The organism is Bacillus sp. T-10(2022) (assembly GCF_056502895.1).
Window position 1 is genome coordinate 1,230,459 of sequence record NZ_CP113518.1, and the last position, 18,411, is coordinate 1,248,869.

Here is an 18,411-nt window from a genome sequence, read left to right on the forward strand (position 1 = left end):
TTTATTTACCACCTATGTTTTATATTTGCAAGATATAAAGGGTGATCATTTAGACACTTTTCTCTTACAGATAATCATTATACCAAGAAAACGTAAAAATGATAAGGGCATGAAGAAAAATCAAGGGGAGTTGTATGGAATGTTGAAAGAGTTAATGAGATATCCAATCATTCAGGCACCGATGGCAGGAGGAGCTTCCACTCCGAAGCTTGCGGCTTCAGTATCCAATGCAGGAGGATTGGGCTTTCTCGCGGCTGGCTATAAGACTGCGGAAGAGATGAAGGACGAGATAGGGCAGACCCGTCAGTTGACTGAGCGCCCTTTTGGCGTGAATGTATTTGTGCCAGGCAACGAGGCGGTAGATGAAAATATATTATCTGGCTATCGTGAAAAGATCGAAAAAGAGGCCGAGAGCGTTGGGGCTGAGATTGGAAAAGCCGATAGTGATGACGATGATTGGGGAAATAAACTACATGTATTGAAGGAGGCTGGGGTCGCTGTCGTCAGTTTTACGTTTGGATGTCCAACGGAAGATGTAATAAGGGAGCTCCAAGATGTCGGTTCCCTTATAGCCGTGACAGTAACCAACCTTCAGGAAGCAAAAAAGGCGGCGGGAGCAGGCGCCGATGTTCTATGTGTACAGGGGTTTGAAGCAGGGGGGCACCGGGCCAGCTTTGATAACCGCACAGAAGATGATTACGGTCTTTTAGTATTGATACGGATGATAAAAGATGAACTGGACTTACCGATCATTGCCGCGGGCGGACTGATGCATGGAAAGGATATCGCGGCCGTGCTCGAAGCGGGAGCAGCAGCGGCGCAATTGGGAACCGCTTTCCTTCGCTGTCCCGAAAGCGGGGCAAGTCCGGTCCATAAGGCAGCGTTGGGAAATCCCCGATTTACTCAGACCTCCATTACCCGAGCCTTCAGCGGCCGGAGGGCACGCGGGTTGGTGAATCACTTTTTAACGGAATATGATAGCGTTGCACCAGTCGCCTATCCTTATGTCCATCACATGACAAAACAAATGCGAAAAGCGGCTGGACAAAAAAACAATCCTGAATTGATGGCTTTGTGGGCAGGACAGGGATATAAGTTGAGCAGGGAACTTCCTGCATTTGAATTGGTTGAACTTTTTGTAGAAGAATTAAACTGAGAAGGGTTTGGATGCTGATGGAGATAAGGAAATTATTCAAGGATGAGACACCCCCGATGCATTTATTGCTTTTGGCAGATCCTTCAAGGGAATTGGTCGAGGAATATTTGGGGAGCGGAACGTGCTTTGTTGCCGTGAGTGATAAGCGAATGATCGGTGTTTATGTTTTACTGCAAAAAGGCCCGGAACTGATAGAGATAATGAACATCGCAGTGGATGAACGGCACCATGGAAGGGGAATCGGCAGGCAATTGATTGAACACGCCAAAGGCCATGCAAGGGAACAGGGATATAAAATGATTGAAATCGGAACGGGGAATTCGGGGATAGGGCAGCTTGCGCTTTACCAAAAATGCGGTTTTAGAATAACTGGGGTCGATCGGGATTTTTTTAAGAGAAACTATTCCGAGGCCATTTATGAAAATGGGATTCAGTGCCAGGATATGATTCGCCTGTCACAAAGCTTAGACTAAGGCAATGATCATCCAAGTTTGACGGAAAAGCTTTACAGACAAAAGTGCGCGTCGCATTGCTTAGGGGGAATGAACTTGTTCTTTGGTGATATGATTTATCTTCTTTTTGCTTTACTAATGCCGTTTTTATTTGCGATTGGCGTTTTCATATTCATTCGATCAACGAAAAGGCAAAAGGATTCTTTAGCGAAAATTCGTAAAGACCCACATGAAAAATAGCAGCAAGAGAAAAGAGTGCAAAACAACGGCACTCTTTTTCTCATTTTCACCTTTCCAAAAAAGCTTCCAAATTCCTTTTCACCCTGGGCCATTCATGCTCGAGAATACTATAGACCACCGTGTTCCTGATCCTCCCATCTTGCAGTTTTTTCTCCATCCTCAAAATGCCTTCTTCAAGGGCGCCGAGCCTGGTTATTGCTGCACGCGATCTTTTGTTGCATTCGTCAGTCCTGAATTCAACCCGTTTCATTTGCCACTTTTCAAAAGCATGCAGCAATAGCAGGTACTTACATTCTGTGTTAATGGCTGTTCGCCATTTGTCGGGATGATACCAAGTCGCGCCGATTTCCAGGGATTGATTATGAAAGTGAATATTTCTTAAGCTCGTGCTGCCGACTATCGAATCATCAATCCGATCGATAACGACAAATGGATGATGAAGTTCCTGTTCCCTTGCTCGAATGCCTTCCTTTACATATGAGATCGCCTCTTCATATGACAAAATTTTTGTTGCACTCCATTCCCATATTTCAGATGGCAGGGAAGCGGCGTAAAGCGGTTCGATATGATGTTCCATCATCGGGGTGAGTATCACGTGTTTCCCGTATAATTCGATATGCTCCATAGTTTCCTCCTCTTGATTGATATCTTCATTATAAAAATATTCTGGTTCTGCAATAAGGACCAATGCTGATATAATTTATGGAACCAGTTTGAAGGAGGACCAAATGTTTGAAATCACTCTAACCTTAGATAAAACGAATAAAGAAGCTTTATATGTGCAATTGTATAAATACTTTATGAAGGAAATCCAGAATGGACAAATAAAGGCCGGAATGAAACTGCCTTCTAAACGAAAACTGGCCTTGCATTTAGGGATAGGCCTGAATACAGTGGATACGGCTTATCAGCAGTTGATGGCAGAAGGATATGTGGAAAGTCAATTAAGGAAAGGTTATTATGTAGCCGATTTAGAACCGATTTCAGCTTTGAATGAGCCGTTGCCTGTAACAGAAGGGATGATGTGCCCTCCGAATGAAAGAAATGAGATAGATTACAATCATGGCCGGGTGGACGTGGATTCTTTCCCGCATGCCGTATGGAAAAAATGCTTGAACAATACGTTGTATCTACAGGAAAGGGAAATGTTCATGAGCGGTGATCCTCAAGGGGAATGGGGGCTTAGGGCTGAGATTTCATCCTATCTATTTCAATCGAGAGGAGTTCGCTGCGGGGCTGATCAAATCATCATTGGGGCAGGTACCCAGTATTTCATCCATCTGCTGCGGTTACTTCTTGGAAATGAGCGGGTATTTGGGTTGGAAGACCCTGGCTTTCATCGGGTAAGGGAGGTACTGAGGCTGGAGGGAGCGGATATGGCATACATACCCTTGGATGAAAGTGGAATGAGTGTGGACTCCTTGAAAGAGAGTGCAGCGAATGTTGCCTATGTCACTCCTTCCCATCAATTTCCTTCCGGTATGATCATGCCGATAATTAGACGGGTGGAATTGCTCAATTGGGCAGTGGAAAAAAAGGGTTATATTATTGAAGATGATTATGACGGGGAATTCCGACATGCTGGTAAGCCGATTCCGTCATTGCAGGGGTTGGACACCAATGGAAGGGTCATCTACCTAGGCACGTTTTCAAAGTCGCTCATCCCATCAATGAGGGTGGGATTTATGGTGTTACCCATGGAGTTGGCTTGCCGCTATCAGCAGAAGTTAATAGGATACAAACAGACCGTTTCCAGACTGATTCAGGAAACGCTCTGTCTTTTTATGAAAAATGGACATTGGGAACGCCATCTGAATAAAATGCGAACGATTTACCGTAAAAAGAATAAGGTGCTGCTGAATGCCATTGAAGAGTGCTTCCATGATCGTGTAGCCGTAATCGGTGAAAAGTCAGGCTTGCACGTTCTTTTACAAGTGAAAAACGGCAGCAGTGAGGCAGAGCTCATTCATGAGGCTGCCAGTGTGGGGGTTAAAGTCCACCCAACATCGGTTTATCATTCAAAGAATGTGAAAGATCCGACTATTTTGATTGGGTACGGTGGTTTAACCGAAAGGGAAATCGAAACAGGAATCCGGCTTTTAAAAAAGGCATGGCTATAGCTTGGTGCGAAAGTAAGGAAAGGCCTTGCTTCACACTTATTCAACAATGATATAAGCTACCCATTTTAGTTTCTTATATTATTGAGGATTTTAAGGACCGTCTGGAAAAATACTTCCTGTTCCTCTTCAGTAATGCCTTCCAGGGCTTTCCCTTCGATTTTTTCGGCAATCTTAAGACATTTTGTATGTACCTCTTTGCCCCGGGGGGTCAGTTCGATTCGTTTTTCCTGTTCATCTTTACCAGGAACTTGTTTAATCATATTATTCTGTTCCATACTGTTGACCGAACGTGTGATGATAACACTATCTACATCCAGGTAACTGCAAATATCGGGGATTGTGGAATAGCCACAGTTCTTTAGGTAATTAAGGATTGTCCACTGATTATGGTAAATTTCAAGTGATGTAATTTGTTCATTCATTTTGCTGACTAATGATCTCGATACTTGTAAATATTGATGAAATAATTGAGTAGGGTTCGTCATATGATTCTCCTTTATAATGGTCGACCAATCCATTATATTCTTTAATTCTTAAAAGTCTATTGTAAAGAATCATTTATTTCAGTCAATGTTTATTTTTGGAAGCAAAGCGGGAAAGGGAAAAATACTGGCAAAATGAATGAATTGAGGGAAAGCTCAGTCTTCCCAAATCATCAAAAAACAACGGGGAAGCATAAGCACAATCACAAGAAGAACCCTAATATATGATGGGAGATATTTCAGACTATAGGTAAATTCGAGTTTGCCAACAGTTTTTTAATGGTTTGTCCATTTGGGCGTTTATTTCCGCTCCAGGCACTCGCTTTCCGCGGACGGTCCGCCCTCGGCTTGCACCTGCGGGGTCTCCCTTGGACGCGCTTTTCCCGATTGTCCATAAGTGCCACTGAGAATTGGTGAAAGTCAATACGACACGTCACCTTGAAAGCTGAATGCAGAATATCCTGCAAACAAAAACCAGCCTCTAAAGTGGCTGGTTTCTGTTTAAAACTTCTCGCTGGTGGAGCGGTGCTTTGTTTCTTCTTTATTTCGTTCTTCTTGTTGTTCATATTTAATTTCATCAATTGGTAAATCATCAATGGGCATGACCACTTGATCACGTTCCAGCTGTTTTTCCTGATTTTTCTTGAAGGCCTTGGATTTATCATTACGCTCCTCAAGATACTTTTCTTTATCTTTATTATCCAATGTCAATCCCTCCATCTCTTTGTATCTCTTTTTCCCCTTATTGAGAAAATAAAACGTATAAGCGAAATATATGTGATCCCATTTCATAAATATAAGGAGAACAGGAAAGTGCAAGGAGGGTTTGTTCAGTGAATGTCGCCGTCTTTTTTCGCTGGTTTTGGAGGGGGATTCTCCTTTTAGTCATAGTTATCGTCATTCCCTATTCATGGGCTTTGATTTTAGCGTTGCTCACCGCCATTCTTTTGGATGGATTGGTCCGCATGATTGGTGAAACGGCAAAGCTGCATCGGTTTTGGGCAGTATTGATTTCATTTGTTTTATATGTAGGCGGGCTTATGAGCATCACTTATTTTTCCTTTTCGGTATTAATCAAGAAGGTCATTGTCTATTCGGAAGAATTTCCCGGTTTCATACGTGAAGTGTATTTGACGGCTATATTGCCAGTCATTAGGCAATGGGAAAGGTATTCCCAAACTTTACCGCCAAATCTCATTCAATCAATAGAACAAACGATGGAAAAGGGAGTCATGGCTCTGGAGGGGTTCACAGAGGGCTTTGTTCAGGATATGGTTCAATTCGTTACACTCATTCCGGGATTTTTCATTGACTTTTTAATTTACTTAATCGCTTTATTCTTATTTAGTCTTGAATTGCCAAAGTTAAGAAAAAAGGCAGTCCTTTATTTGAAGACATCCACCTATCAAAAGATTTCGCTAGTTTATCAAGATTTAAGTATGGCAGCCGTAGGCTTCATCAAGGCACAAATCACGTTGAGTTTAATAACGTTCATCATGGCTTATGGAGGACTATGGTTGTTAAATGTGAAGTATACGATTCCATTGGCACTACTAATAGTAGTTGTGGACATTCTTCCTATCTTGGGGACGGGATCTGTACTGGTTCCTTGGGCAGTAATCGTTTGGGCTCAAGGCAACCATCATCTAGGTATTGGCCTCATCATCCTTTTCCTGGTCATTACCATCATAAGAAGGACAATCGAACCAAAAATCTATTCAGCAAATATGGGGTTGAGCCCATTGGCATCGTTGATCAGTCTTTACTTAGGGTTTAAGATGCTTGGCTTCATTGGGCTTTTCCTTGGACCTTCGATACTGATTGTTTATGATACGTTAAAGAGGGCAGGTGTCATCAAAACCAATTTCAAAATATGAAAGATTATTAGATGTTTTTTGCCTGATTTCTTAAATTTGACATATCTTTTACCGCTTTACCTTGACCGTTGCAATGATTGCAGTCCCGGGAAAAAAATTGCAGATAACGGGTTTTCCCTTTCCCTTTGCAGTGCTGGCAAATGGTTATGAGTTTCATGATTCCTCACTCCTTCAAAAAGTATCGCTTTTTTAACAGTATGAAACAATTAAGGTAGAACTATACTTCGTGTAATCATTCAATGTTAAAAGCAGCAGGTTTTATATAATATGTATTTATTTTATTTCATGTACCAGTAAAAAAAATAACCCCCGATCCTATTGTCTTTTAGGAACGGGGGTTATTATCATGAAACGATTTCGGTTTGTGATATGATCGGGAATTCTTTTACTTCGCTTACGACTTTTACTTGTTTATATATTTCAATATAACGAATATGGTGATCTTCCATTTCCTTTATCCTAAAGTTATAAGGCCCGTAAGTCAGGATATCCCCTTGTTTGGCCTCGTAATTCTCGGTAAGGATCCATCCGCCCATCGTATCAATATCTTCATCATTGATATCCAATCCAAGTAAGTCATTCACTTCACTGACTAATACCTTGGCATCGATGATGTAGTGATCTTCTTTTAATTTACGGACATCCGGCACTTCATCCAGGTCGAACTCATCGCGGATATCGCCAACGATTTCTTCAAGAATATCTTCAACGGTCACCAAGCCTGACGTACCGCCGTATTCGTCCATGAGGATAGCCATGTGGATCCGTTCCTTTTGCATTTTTAAAAGTAAATCGTGAATGGGGATACTGTCAATGACACGGATGATCGGACGAACATATCGATCGATCGTTGACGCTGCCTGATTGTTCTTGTCTATCATTTCAGTGAATAGCTCTTTGATATTGACCATTCCAATAACATGATCCTTATCACCGTCAATGACAGGATATCGTGTAAAGTTCTCTTCCGCCATAACGGTAAAAAACTGCTGGATCGTATCATCCTTGGATACCGTTGCAATTTCTGTACGTGGAACCATGATTTCTTTTGCGATCCGATCATCGAATTCAAAAATTTTATTCACATATTTAAACTCTGATTGGTTAATTTCGCCACTTTTGTAGCTTTCGGAAACAATGATACGCAGCTCTTCTTCTGTATGAGCCAAATCATGTTCGGAAACTGCTTTTAATCCTAGCATTCTTGTAAGCGTCCTTGCAGAGCCATTCAGTACCCAGATGAATGGATACATGATTTTGTTAAAACCAATTAAAGGTTTGGAAACCAATAAGGTTACTTGCTCCGCTTTTTGAATCGCCAATGTTTTTGGTGCCAATTCCCCAACAACCACGTGCATGAAGGTAATGAAAGAAAAGGCAATTGCAACCGAGAGTGCATGTGAAGCTGAATTTGGAAGATTCAATTGATTCAAGAGTGGGTGCAAAATCTTTTCAACTGTCGGTTCCCCAAGCACCCCAAGCCCTAGAGCTGTAACGGTAATTCCGAGCTGGCATGTTGAGAGGTATTCATCCAGGTTGGATATGACTTTCTTTGCTGAAATAGCATTCGGCGTTCCTTCTTCAATTAATTGATCGACCCTCGTGCTTCTCACTTTAACAATCGCAAACTCCGTAGCTACAAAAAATGCTGTTAAAGCAATTAAAATGGCAATAAGAACCAAGTTTATTATGTCCAAATAGTCTCCCTTAACTCGCCTTCGAGACGAATAAGGAGTACACCTCCTACATTTTTAAAATATACAAGTATATTTTTTTTGCCGTGCTGAATATTTTTGGGATTACTTCAAAATGGCTGTGGTAATAGATGTGCAGCCGCTTGAACTCCCATTTCTTTTTGTGATGAAGAGAATAATAGTATATGCCGATTAGCGATGCGTAGACGGGAAATAGAAGAATTTCTGTCTGAAGGAGTGCAGCCATTTTCCAAAAGGATGCACATATCCGTTACGCAAAGCAGCGTTCGTCCGTCAAAACGAACATTCTTTAATGCCCCATCAAATCACCTCAATCTAATTAATTTAAATACTTTTATTATAGAAAGAGTTAATCATTCAGTCAAACAGCTTACGGCACCTTAAATCCGGTAAATTGCATGAAAAGGATTAGTTTGAGCTAATAATTAGCTGTTTTTGACTGTTTTCTCTACTTTATTGTAACATATTATAGAATATTCAGAAAACTGAGGGCCGTTTCCTAAAAAATTGGTCAATTTCATTATTTTTTGGATGGTACAAACATATTCTATAGAAACCAAGACAAGTTTTCATTGAAGATTAAAGGGGGTGGCGGCCATGAAAATCATGGAAAGGATGGCAGCAATCATTGCCGGCAGCATGCTAGTAGGAGTGGGAATCAATTTTTTTCTGATACCTTATCATTTATTGGATGGCGGCATGATAGGGATTGGGCTGATTTTTCATTACTATATAGGACTTCCGACTGGGCTGGGTGTGATTTTGAGCAGCATTCCATTATATATATATGCTTGGTATTTTGAAAAAAAATTATTCCTGAACAGCTTACATGGCTTGCTTTTTTCCTCTTTATGCATCGACATTTTTTCTGACGCTGTCACAGGATGGAACCTTCCCATTTATGTAAGTGCGATAATCGGGGGAGGGTTGATTGGACTTGGAATCGGCTTGATGCTTCGGTATGGGACCTCTACAGGCGGAACGGATATGCTGGCACAGATCCTTTCCAGGAAAAGTGGACTCAATGTAGGGCTGCTGATTTTTTTCATTGATGGATGCGTATTGCTTTGCGGATTGAGCGTTGTCGGGACTTCAATCTTTTTATATTCATTTTTAACGATCATCGCGGTAGCCATGCTGACTTCAGTCACCGTGATGCGAACCATTTAGTGTTGAATTATGTATAAAAATCCTAAAAATGGAAAGGATGGGCAATATGAAAAGGACAGATTTTTAGTCTAATAAATAGTAAAGGGAAGTTCATATGAAAAAACTCTATATGTGTACTGCATTGTTAGTTATGCTGGCTGGGTGTCAAGAGGCTGAAATGCCAGAGGATAAAGAAGTGAACAGTGCTGTTCCAGAATCGATGGATGCATCAATTGTCATAAAAGGGAAAGTGGAGCCTGGAAAAGAAGTCATTCTTGAAACGACAGTGAAACAGGGAAGCCAATTGGTGAATGAAGCTGATGAGGTACTGTTTGAAGTGAGAAAGTCCGGACAGGATAAACGGGAAATGCTTGAAGCGAAGAATACTGGAAGTGGCATGTATCAAGTGATGCATACTTTTGAAGAACAAGGCAAATATATTGTAGTCTCCCATGTAACGGCCAAAGGCCTTCATGTAATGCCTGAAAAAGAAGTTGTCGTTTCTGAACATGAAAGTGAAGGTGCATCGGTTCATCCTAGTACGGATGTATCCATCGAGTTTCAAAGTAACCCTGTAAAGGCAGGAAACAGTTCGAACTTTGAAGCGACCGTTGAATTGAATGGGAAACCACTGACAAAGGCAGATGTGAATTTCGAGGTCTGGAAGGAAGGCAGCGAAGAGAGTCATTTCACCAAAGCTGAAGAAGATGGGAATGGAACATATCTAAATAAGGTATCTTTCGAAGAATCGGGAACCTATAAGGTGCAGGTACATGTTGAAAAAGACGAAGTGCACGAACACCAACTGCAAACGATTCAAGTCAATTGATTGTTTTTTGGATGAATCGTTTAAACAGGTTTCATCTCTTCGTTAAATGGGAAGTTAAAGGATAACGGTACAGCAGAAAGGGAGGGTAAGCATGAATAATCAAAAAATCAACAAGTATAAAAATCTCGGGATTCATATTGAAAAAACGAAATCACGCCAAGAGATTTTCACTAATGTTTCACAAAATGATTCATCCTTACTCACCACAGCTGTTTTTTCTCAATTTTCCCAAAAACGGGAGCTAAAAGAATATTGATGCAATGAGACCGGATTACAAATCAGCTGGTCTTTTTTTGTGCATTCTAAATGTGTTGCATTGTGAAGCTGGATATGAAAAATCGAATAGAACCTTATGAGCTGAAATAGGATAGAAGGACAAACAATTTGAAATTAGCGGTAAGGGGAGTCCGATAGCATGATATCACAGCTTATTATGACGATATTGAATTGGTTTGCGGAAATGGGGTATATGGGGATTTTATTGGGGCTGATGGTTGAAATCATCCCGAGTGAGCTTGTTCTCGGATACGGTGGTTATGTGGTCGGCCTTGGGAAAATGAATTTTTGGGGAGCTGTTCTTGCAGGAGTGGCAGGCGGGACGATGGCACAGCTATTTCTCTATTGGGCTGGTTATTATGGAGGACGGCCCTTTCTCTTGAAGTATGGAAAATATATTTTAATTAAAGAAAATCATATTGTACATGCTGAAGAGTGGTTTCAAAGGTATGGTGTAGGCGTGATTTTTACGGCTCGATTCATTCCAGTGGTTCGCCATGCCATTTCCATCCCTGCTGGAATTGCAAGGATGTCCGTATGGAAGTTTATATTTTATACGGTTGCGGCTGTCATCCCTTGGACCATCTTGTTTCTGACCTTAGGGCGGATCCTCGGCGAGAATTGGCAGCAAATCCGGGAAATAACGGACCCTTATCTCATTCCGGCTGCTGGTTTTTCCTTTATCATTATCATGCTGTATATTTTATGGAAAAAAAAGAGTACACCTCCAATCGTAACGGTCAAAAAAATGGGGCGGTTTCCCGATAAATGAACAATCGAAAAAACAGCCACGTAAAAGGTGATTTACGTGGCTGTTTTTAATCATTATCCTTGGGTAAGGTCTTCCTCCAGAGGAAGCTGTACGACCTTTTTTGTCACCTCGATAGAACGAATGGCGTGATCTTCCATTTCAATCACTTTAAAGCAGAAGCCGTCTTTTTCCATGATGTCCCCTACCTTCACATCATAATTTTCAGTAAGGACCCATCCGCCTATCGTATCGACATCATCTTCTTCTAAGTGAATGCCAAGTAAATCATTCACTTCCTTTACAAGAAGTTTAGAATCTAAAATATAATGTCCATCTTTAATTTTCCTGATCGAGGCAACTTCATCGATATCGAATTCATCACGAATTTCGCCAACGATTTCCTCGAGGATATCCTCGACTGTGACAAGTCCGGAAGTTCCGCCATATTCATCCATCAAAATAGCCATATGAATGCGTTCTTTTTGCATTTTTAACAGCAAATCGTGAATCGGGATATTTTCCATTACCCGAATGATCGGACGAGCGTAATTTTCTATTGCTTTGATATGGATTTCCCGATTTTTTATAAGATCCGAGAAAACTTCCTTTAAGTTCACTAAGCCGATGACATGGTCTTTATCACCTTCGACAACAGGATATCGAGTGTATTTTTCCAATTTGGCGACATCGACGAATTCCTGTACCGTATCATCTTTGGATATGGTCATGATTTCCGTCCTTGGAACCATGATTTCTTTGGCAACACGATCATCGAATTCAAAGATGTTGTTTACATATTTGAATTCCGACTGGTTAATCTCTCCGCTTTTATAGCTATCTGATAGGATGAAACGCAATTCTTCTTCCGTATGGGCTATTTCGCTTTCGGATGCTGGCTTGAAGCCAAATAATCCGACAACTAATCGGGAAGAATGATTCAAGGCCCATATGAAGGGAAAGGCTATCTTATGGAAAAATATCAGCGGGCTGGCAATTGCCAAGGCCACTTGCTCAGCCTTTTGGATGGCAACCGTCTTTGGAGCCAATTCACCTACAACCACGTTCAGGAACGTAATCAGGGAAAATGAAATGACGAATGTCAGAATGCTTGTGACTTCTTGAGGGATATTCAAGGCATTGAATAATGGCCCAACCAATTTGAGGACGGTCGGTTGTCCTAGCCAACCCAATCCAAGGGCAGTAACGGTAATACCAAGCTGTGTCGCGGATAGGTACTCATCAAGATCGGATGTAACCTTCTTAGCCGCAATGGCTTTTTTATTTCCCTCTTCAATCAATTGATCGATCCTGGAGCTGCGAACCCTTATGATCGAAAATTCAGAAGCTACAAAAAAGGCCGTTAAAGCGATTAAAATAATGACGAATAAAAAACTTAATATGTCCAATTAGTGTGGGACTTAATTGAATCGCCAAAACGATTTAATTATCCCAGTCACCTCCCAAAACCAATAATGAATGAAATGATATTTAGTGTATAAAATGTTAGATGAAAAATAAGTCTTGTCTATCTTGTATGAAAATTATGCTGGTTTATATTTTCAATCTATAGGATCATTCACCTCGATTAGTAGTGGAACCTACCTATTAGTATAAGTAACTGGACGTCAATCAGTCAAAAATTTCACACTAAAAACCTAAGTAAAAAAGGTTATTTATCCATTATTTAGTTTTCAATTGTATGGAAAAGGTCGTTAGGAAATCGGTAGAGTGGCAGGTTAAGGTTCCTTGATGCTTTAAAACGATTTCTTTACAGACGAATAATCCCAATCCCGTTCCCCTTTTTTTGGTGGTGATGAATGGTTCAAAAATATTCGGCAAAACGTCGTCAGGTATCTTCGGCCCGTTGTTCGATATATTTAAAGTAAGAATGCCGGGTGGTGATTCAGAGCCTGAAATGTAAATGGATGGGGAAGGCATCCCTGCAACCACATCAAGAGCGTTTAAAATAATATTAAGTAAAACTTGACGGAATTCTTCTTTAGAACCGGAAATTACGGCATCCTCGGCAATATTACATGTAATGGAGGCATTTACTTCCAAGATGCTCGGATATAAAAATTCGATTACCTCATTCACAAGCTGAGCAATGGAAAATAGATCAGGTGGTGATGCTGAAGTTTCCTTTTTGGAAATATTAAGGAATTGTGTGATCCGGTAATTGAGCTGATCCAATTCCTTTGAAATGATATCAAGGTATTTTATCTCAGGCTGTTCTGCCTGTAACAATTGTATGAATCCCATGATGGAAGTCAGTGGATTTCTGAATTCATGGACAAAGCTTGAGGTCATTTGGCCAAGTAGCGTCAAACGGTCTTTATGGTTTGGGCTTATGAATTGATAGCGTTCTTCAAGTTCGATCGTTTTCAATTCGGTATAATGGGATAATGCAAAATGAATGAGTTTATCGAAGTAAACGTTTATTTGCTTAATTAGAACCGATATTTCTTCTTTGGGTGCTTCGGAATTCAATACGTGCTCAATGATGGTGGATCTCCCGATGGTTGCAGTGGAAAAGAAATTTTCCATATCCAATTGCTTATTAACTCGATCAGACGCAATTTTTTCCCCTACGACCTTCAGTACATCACCAATTTCAGTATCCGATTTTCCAAGCTGATCCATTAGCAGATTAAAAATATTTTCCACTTCTCCTTTAAAATATCCCAGATATCCGTCCGGTAAATGCAGTAACTCATCTTTCCATTTGGAAATGATGCTGGTTTTTTGAGAAGATAAAAAGTGAATGGTCATTTCTCGATTAGATACCATTTTGCCCTCCATACTGTAGGAAAATGAATTTACTTTTGACCCAGAAAGTGCTTTATTAGAATAAAATTACAAAATATCAAAATAATTACATGATGTTTTCATGATAACAGATTACTGTTCTTTTAACATGTGTCAATTGGATAAATATTCGGCAATCAATCAATAAATACCTTTTTTTGACACAGTTTTATTACAGTAATTACAGGAATTAATAACAAAAAAAGGTATCCGTAAAGTTAATGACGGTTACCTTTTTTATGAAATGCATATGGTTCGATATGAACGATCACATGCTGGATATTATATTCCTTCAAAAGATTCTCTTCGATTTTAACCGTGATATCATGACCTTGAATGACGGTCAAAAGGGGGTTGACATGAACGGTAGTTTCGAGCAGGATTTCACTTCCGTGCATCCGGGCTTTGATTTCACTCATTTCTTTAACACCTTCTGTCAATATAATGGTTTGTCCGATCTTTTGCAGGAGCTGCTCGTCGAAACCATCGGTTAAAGAGATGGAGGCATCACGAAAGATATCCCAGGCTGTTTTGCAGATGATGACCCCCACGACTGCTGCAGCTATCGCATCCAGCCAAGGGATTCCCATCTTGGTGCCGATGATTCCAATGAAAGCACCCACACTGACAAGGGCATCGGATCGATTATCCTGTGCTACGGCATAGATGGAAGAGCTGTTGATCTTTTTACTTAGAGATAAGTTATAGCGGAAGATTCCGTACATGAAGATTGCAGAAAATAGAGCGACATAACCGGTCAGCATACTGGGAACGGTTGTTGAATCTTGGTGAAAGAAGGATTCAATGGCACTGAATACAACTTGGAGGCCCACGGTGATCATGATAAAGGCAGCTACCAACGAGGCTACGGTTTCCGCCCGTAAATGACCATATGAATGATTATCATCAGGAGGTCTCTTTGAAATTTTTAAACCGATCAATACGGCTATGGAAGCGATGATGTCGGTCGTATTATTTAAACCATCAGCCCAAAGCCCTTTGGAATCACCGAAATAACCAAATGACAATTTAAGAGCAGACAAGAATATGTACGCGGCGATGCTTATGTAAGCGCCTTTTTCAGCAGAAATCGAATGTTTATCCATGTCCACATTCCCTCCCCAATGTAAATTAGGCTTAATAAAGATACCAAATCAAACCTTAGTGAGTCTATAGAAAAATTGTCGTATTTAGCCATCTAACTTGGTTAATAGCAGATGTATTGAAGGTCTGTAAAGAAGTTGGATAAATGAAAGATTACTGGGAATGGCAAGTTTTGATAACATGTGCATTTTCTTTAATTGTAATATTCTAACCGATGATCGAAAAATAAATACTTCCAAAGGGGAGCCAAAAAGGCTGAGAGTGAACAGTTCGAACTGATGCAGGGATGTGGTTTTGGATACAAGCAATAACTGAAAAATCCAACAAAAAGGCCGGATTCTATAAGAATCCGGCCTTTTTCAAAGTATGATCAACTAGTGTGAACCGGCTCAATTTTCATTTTGCAATGAATACCGAACAGGGTGCGTTTTTCGCAATGGTACTACTTGTACTGCCAAGGAAGAATTTTTCCAAACCGCTTTTAGCGCTATTGCCGACCACGATAAGGTCAGCAGAAGTTCTTGCTGCAAAGTCACATACGCTATCTGGCGCATATCCTTCCAATAGTTCGAATTTTCCCTTGACTTGACATTCACTTAACAATCTCAACGTATTACTTTCTGCATTCTGAATACTATTCTCGACGGCGGAAGGGGTGTCATTTACCTTTTGATTTCGTGGTTGATCAACTTCAACAACAGGATGTGTCTGGACTGGATCTACATAAAATCCGGCAGCAGGTACGAACCCTGGAGCAGAGGCGTCTCCCATGATACGCTGTTCAACCTTATCATTTAGGACATGAACTATGGTCAACTCTGCTTTTGGAAAGGCCTTTTTCAACGTTGCTCCATATTCGACGGCCCGTTTACTCTCTTCATTTCCATCAAAAGCGACGACAATATGTTTTAAGTCCTTCATTAATATTATCTCTCCCCTTTTTAAGACCTTAAAGGTGTTATACCCACTTTTAAATGGCTTCACGCCTTTAATCTGTATATAGACTGCCATTTACGGGTAAAGGATAGATACGAGCATAGTTAAAATGGTAGGATGAAATCTGGTCTTTCAATTAGTTGTCATGCTCAGACGATGAAGAAATATCATCGGCAAGGGTGCGATATCCGAGTATAGTACTACAAGAAAAAGGGCGCCTAGCTTTGGCCTTTTATTCAATCGACGAGTTTTCTTTAATAAAAAGGGTAAAATATTTTTAATGAAACATGTCGCAGATGGGAAAATGGGGGTACAAATGAGAGGGTTAGTGAAATTAGGTCTAATTATAATATTGGCGATTGTGGTTTTAGGCGCCGGTTCACTATTGTATTTCAGGCAGGGTGCTGATATAAGTCATCTTGAAAATAATCTTCAGCAACCGACAGGAATCTATGATCTGGATGGGAATCTTGCCAGTACGATCACGGCAAATAAATCCGAAGGTGTTGCGATAGATGAAATACCGGAACATATGAAACAAGCGGTGGTTTCCATTGAGGATCACCGTTTTTATGAACATCACGGCATAGATTATCAAGGGATCATGCGGGCTTTGGTTAAAAATGCGAAGGCTGGAAGTGTTGTTGAAGGCGGGAGCACGCTTACCCAGCAGCTTGTCAAAATCACGATGCTGGAATCGGATCGAACACTGAAGAGGAAGATAGACGAGTTTTTTCTCGCCCAGGAAGTTGAAAATCAATATACAAAAGATGAAATCCTGGAAATGTATTTGAATCAAGTTTATTTTGGCCATGGAGCATGGGGAATCAAAAAGGCAGCAAATATTTATTTTTCCAAAGAGGTCTCTGAATTGACCGTTGCCGAGGGAGCTTTGCTGGCGGGAGTCATTAACTTGCCATCCAAACTTGATCCATACAAGAATTTAGACGGGGCAGTGAAGCGGCGTGATTTGGTTCTTTCGAGAATGGCGGAACATGGTTATTTGACGAAAGATGAAGAAGCAGCTGCAAAAAAAGATTCGGTGACACTTCTTATGGGGGAGAAGGAAACCGATCCATTAAGAGGTAAGTATCCTTATTATGTCGATCATGTTTTATCGGAAGCATCGAGTAAATATGGAATTAAGCTTGAGGAGCTGCTTTCAAAGGGCTATAAAATTTACACGACTCTGGACCAATCCATGCAGCAGGCTACAGAAACCGTGTATGAGAATGCAGCCAATTTCCCAGTTGGGACGAGTACAGAAGAACTGGTTCAAAGCGGGTCTGTCCTCCTTGATCCTGAAACCGGCGGCATAAAAGCACTTGTCGGCGGGAGAGGTGAACATCAATTCATGGGATATAACCGGGCAACCCAGCTGACAAGGTCTCCTGGTTCATCCATTAAACCGCTTGTCGTTTACACGCCAGCTGTTGAAGAGGGATATGATATCACTGACCCTTTAAAGGATGAAAAAATGAGCTTCGGTGAATATGAGCCAACAAACCTGAGTGGTGAATATAAAGGAGAAGTCCCCATGTATGAAGCGGTGATGAATTCCTTGAATGTACCAACGGTTTGGCTATTGAATGAGATTGGCATCGATAAGGGGCTTGATTCACTTAAGCGGTTTGGGATTCCATATGACAAGGATGATCGAAACCTTTCGATCGCTTTAGGAGGGATGGAAAAAGGTGTGTCCCCGCTGCAGATGGCAGGAGCCTTTTCAGCTTTTGCCAACGAAGGGGAACGGGTGGAAACCCATGCCATTGTAAGAATAGAAAATGCCGATGGAAAAGAAGTCGCCGCCTGGAAAGAGAAGAGCACCAAAGTGACCTCTGTAGGCGCCGTCGATAAAATGAATGCCATGCTGCTTGGAACAGTGGAATATGGCACAGCGAAAAACGCGGCAGTTTCCGGTTATGAAATAGCAGGTAAAACAGGGTCCACACAAGTTCCCATCGAAGGAATATCAGGGGTTAAAGATCAATGGTTCATCGGTTATTCACCTTCGCTGGTCGGTGCTGTATGGGCTGGATATGATAAGACGGACAAAAATCATTATCTAACGACACACAGCAGTCAGGGAAGTGCACTCATCTTCCAAAAAATAATGGCGCAAGCTTTACAGAATCAAGCGGCTCAATCTTTTAAAGCTCAGGATATCGGACCGCTAATAGCTGAACAGCAGGCACTTATAGCTGAGCAACAGGCAAAGGAAGAAGAGGAGAAAAGGAGACAATATTGGATTGATAAAGGAAATGAGATTAGGGAAGGTTTGAATAAATGGAGGGACTGGGAGGTTCCGTGGTGATTCTCAGGTAAGGCAATTTAATTAAAATTAACAAACTGAGACTGTCAATCATTTGACAGTCTCAGTTTGTCGGCGAATGGGAGCGGATTTAATACGTGGACCTTAAAATAAAATGCTCCGGAGTCTGAATAATGAGGTAAGGGCCGGATAAAGAGCGGGTAAGGTCAAATAAATCCGTGAACGGCCGAATAAAGAGCAGTGA

Annotated in this window: 18 protein-coding genes; 10 read left to right on the forward strand and 8 right to left on the reverse strand. The window is 41.0% G+C overall.

Annotation, left to right across the window (positions count from 1 at the left end; all coding sequences use genetic code 11):
- The first annotated feature begins 139 nt into the window (after nucleotides 1–139).
- The 3 genes from OSJ91_RS05960 (at nucleotide 140) to OSJ91_RS05970 (ending at nucleotide 1,848) form a co-directional block, all read left to right on the forward strand.
- A complete protein-coding gene (locus OSJ91_RS05960) occupies nucleotides 140–1,156 on the forward strand; it encodes a nitronate monooxygenase (protein WP_485891211.1) in 1,017 nt (338 codons plus the stop codon).
- Between the two features lie 17 nt (nucleotides 1,157–1,173).
- Entirely contained in the window at nucleotides 1,174–1,629 is a 456-nt protein-coding gene (locus OSJ91_RS05965; protein ID WP_350302806.1) for a GNAT family N-acetyltransferase, read from the forward strand.
- 75 nt (nucleotides 1,630–1,704) lie between these two features.
- On the forward strand, nucleotides 1,705–1,848 hold the full coding sequence (locus tag OSJ91_RS05970) for a hypothetical protein (protein WP_350301616.1): 144 nt from the start codon (nucleotides 1,705–1,707) through the stop codon (nucleotides 1,846–1,848).
- Between the two features lie 46 nt (nucleotides 1,849–1,894).
- On the opposite strand, the gene OSJ91_RS05975 is transcribed toward OSJ91_RS05970, so the two are convergent.
- Nucleotides 1,895–2,473 carry a GNAT family N-acetyltransferase gene (locus tag OSJ91_RS05975; protein ID WP_413016072.1) on the reverse strand — a complete coding sequence of 193 codons (579 nt, stop codon included), beginning with the start codon at nucleotides 2,471–2,473 and terminating at the stop codon, nucleotides 1,895–1,897.
- Between the two features lie 103 nt (nucleotides 2,474–2,576).
- Here OSJ91_RS05975 and pdxR point away from each other — a divergent pair, with 103 nt between their 5' ends.
- A complete protein-coding gene (gene pdxR, locus OSJ91_RS05980; RefSeq protein WP_485891212.1) occupies nucleotides 2,577–3,968 on the forward strand; it encodes a MocR-like pyridoxine biosynthesis transcription factor PdxR in 1,392 nt (463 codons plus the stop codon).
- Nucleotides 3,969–4,033: 65 nt separating this feature from the next.
- Here the strand turns inward: pdxR and OSJ91_RS05985 are convergent, their stop codons facing one another.
- The gene (locus OSJ91_RS05985) at nucleotides 4,034–4,453 is read right to left on the reverse strand and encodes a MarR family winged helix-turn-helix transcriptional regulator (protein WP_336863169.1); all 420 of its coding nucleotides are present in this window, start codon (nucleotides 4,451–4,453) and stop codon (nucleotides 4,034–4,036) included.
- 498 nt (nucleotides 4,454–4,951) lie between these two features.
- The gene (locus tag OSJ91_RS05990; RefSeq protein ID WP_350301619.1) at nucleotides 4,952–5,155 is read right to left on the reverse strand and encodes a hypothetical protein; all 204 of its coding nucleotides are present in this window, start codon (nucleotides 5,153–5,155) and stop codon (nucleotides 4,952–4,954) included.
- Nucleotides 5,156–5,283: 128 nt separating this feature from the next.
- Between OSJ91_RS05990 and ytvI the strand changes: the two genes are divergently transcribed.
- Entirely contained in the window at nucleotides 5,284–6,327 is a 1,044-nt protein-coding gene (ytvI, locus tag OSJ91_RS05995; RefSeq protein WP_350301620.1) for a sporulation integral membrane protein YtvI, read from the forward strand.
- A gap of 344 nt (nucleotides 6,328–6,671) precedes the next feature.
- Here the strand turns inward: ytvI and OSJ91_RS06000 are convergent, their stop codons facing one another.
- Nucleotides 6,672–8,024, reverse strand: coding sequence for a hemolysin family protein (locus tag OSJ91_RS06000; RefSeq protein ID WP_350301621.1), 1,353 nt, complete (start codon nucleotides 8,022–8,024; stop codon nucleotides 6,672–6,674).
- Nucleotides 8,025–8,639: 615 nt separating this feature from the next.
- On the opposite strand from OSJ91_RS06000, the gene OSJ91_RS06005 reads away from it, so the two are divergent.
- The 4 genes from OSJ91_RS06005 (at nucleotide 8,640) to uptA (ending at nucleotide 11,068) form a co-directional block, all read left to right on the forward strand.
- Nucleotides 8,640–9,212: a YitT family protein gene (locus OSJ91_RS06005; protein WP_048678063.1), complete on the forward strand. Its 573-nt coding sequence runs from the start codon at nucleotides 8,640–8,642 to the stop codon at nucleotides 9,210–9,212.
- Nucleotides 9,213–9,306: 94 nt separating this feature from the next.
- On the forward strand, nucleotides 9,307–10,020 hold the full coding sequence (locus OSJ91_RS06010; RefSeq protein ID WP_485891213.1) for a FixH family protein: 714 nt from the start codon (nucleotides 9,307–9,309) through the stop codon (nucleotides 10,018–10,020).
- A gap of 91 nt (nucleotides 10,021–10,111) precedes the next feature.
- Nucleotides 10,112–10,276: a hypothetical protein gene (locus OSJ91_RS06015; protein WP_157831095.1), complete on the forward strand. Its 165-nt coding sequence runs from the start codon at nucleotides 10,112–10,114 to the stop codon at nucleotides 10,274–10,276.
- A gap of 162 nt (nucleotides 10,277–10,438) precedes the next feature.
- Nucleotides 10,439–11,068 (forward strand): undecaprenyl phosphate transporter UptA, encoded by a 630-nt coding sequence (gene uptA / locus OSJ91_RS06020; RefSeq protein ID WP_485891856.1) that lies wholly within the window; start codon nucleotides 10,439–10,441, stop codon nucleotides 11,066–11,068.
- Between the two features lie 53 nt (nucleotides 11,069–11,121).
- Here uptA and OSJ91_RS06025 read toward each other — a convergent pair whose 3' ends face one another.
- The 4 genes from OSJ91_RS06025 to OSJ91_RS06040 form a co-directional block, all read right to left on the reverse strand.
- Nucleotides 11,122–12,453, reverse strand: a complete 1,332-nt coding sequence (locus tag OSJ91_RS06025) for a hemolysin family protein (protein ID WP_137019416.1) — start codon at nucleotides 12,451–12,453, stop codon at nucleotides 11,122–11,124.
- Between the two features lie 274 nt (nucleotides 12,454–12,727).
- A complete protein-coding gene (locus OSJ91_RS06030) occupies nucleotides 12,728–13,837 on the reverse strand; it encodes a histidine kinase N-terminal domain-containing protein (RefSeq protein WP_350301624.1) in 1,110 nt (369 codons plus the stop codon).
- 236 nt (nucleotides 13,838–14,073) lie between these two features.
- Nucleotides 14,074–14,961: a cation diffusion facilitator family transporter gene (locus tag OSJ91_RS06035; protein ID WP_350301625.1), complete on the reverse strand. Its 888-nt coding sequence runs from the start codon at nucleotides 14,959–14,961 to the stop codon at nucleotides 14,074–14,076.
- A gap of 394 nt (nucleotides 14,962–15,355) precedes the next feature.
- Nucleotides 15,356–15,880 (reverse strand): universal stress protein, encoded by a 525-nt coding sequence (locus OSJ91_RS06040; protein WP_485891214.1) that lies wholly within the window; start codon nucleotides 15,878–15,880, stop codon nucleotides 15,356–15,358.
- A 295-nt stretch (nucleotides 15,881–16,175) separates the two neighbouring features.
- Between OSJ91_RS06040 and OSJ91_RS06045 the strand changes: the two genes are divergently transcribed.
- Nucleotides 16,176–18,209 (forward strand): transglycosylase domain-containing protein, encoded by a 2,034-nt coding sequence (locus OSJ91_RS06045; protein ID WP_485891215.1) that lies wholly within the window; start codon nucleotides 16,176–16,178, stop codon nucleotides 18,207–18,209.
- The last annotated feature ends 202 nt before the right edge of the window (nucleotides 18,210–18,411 follow it).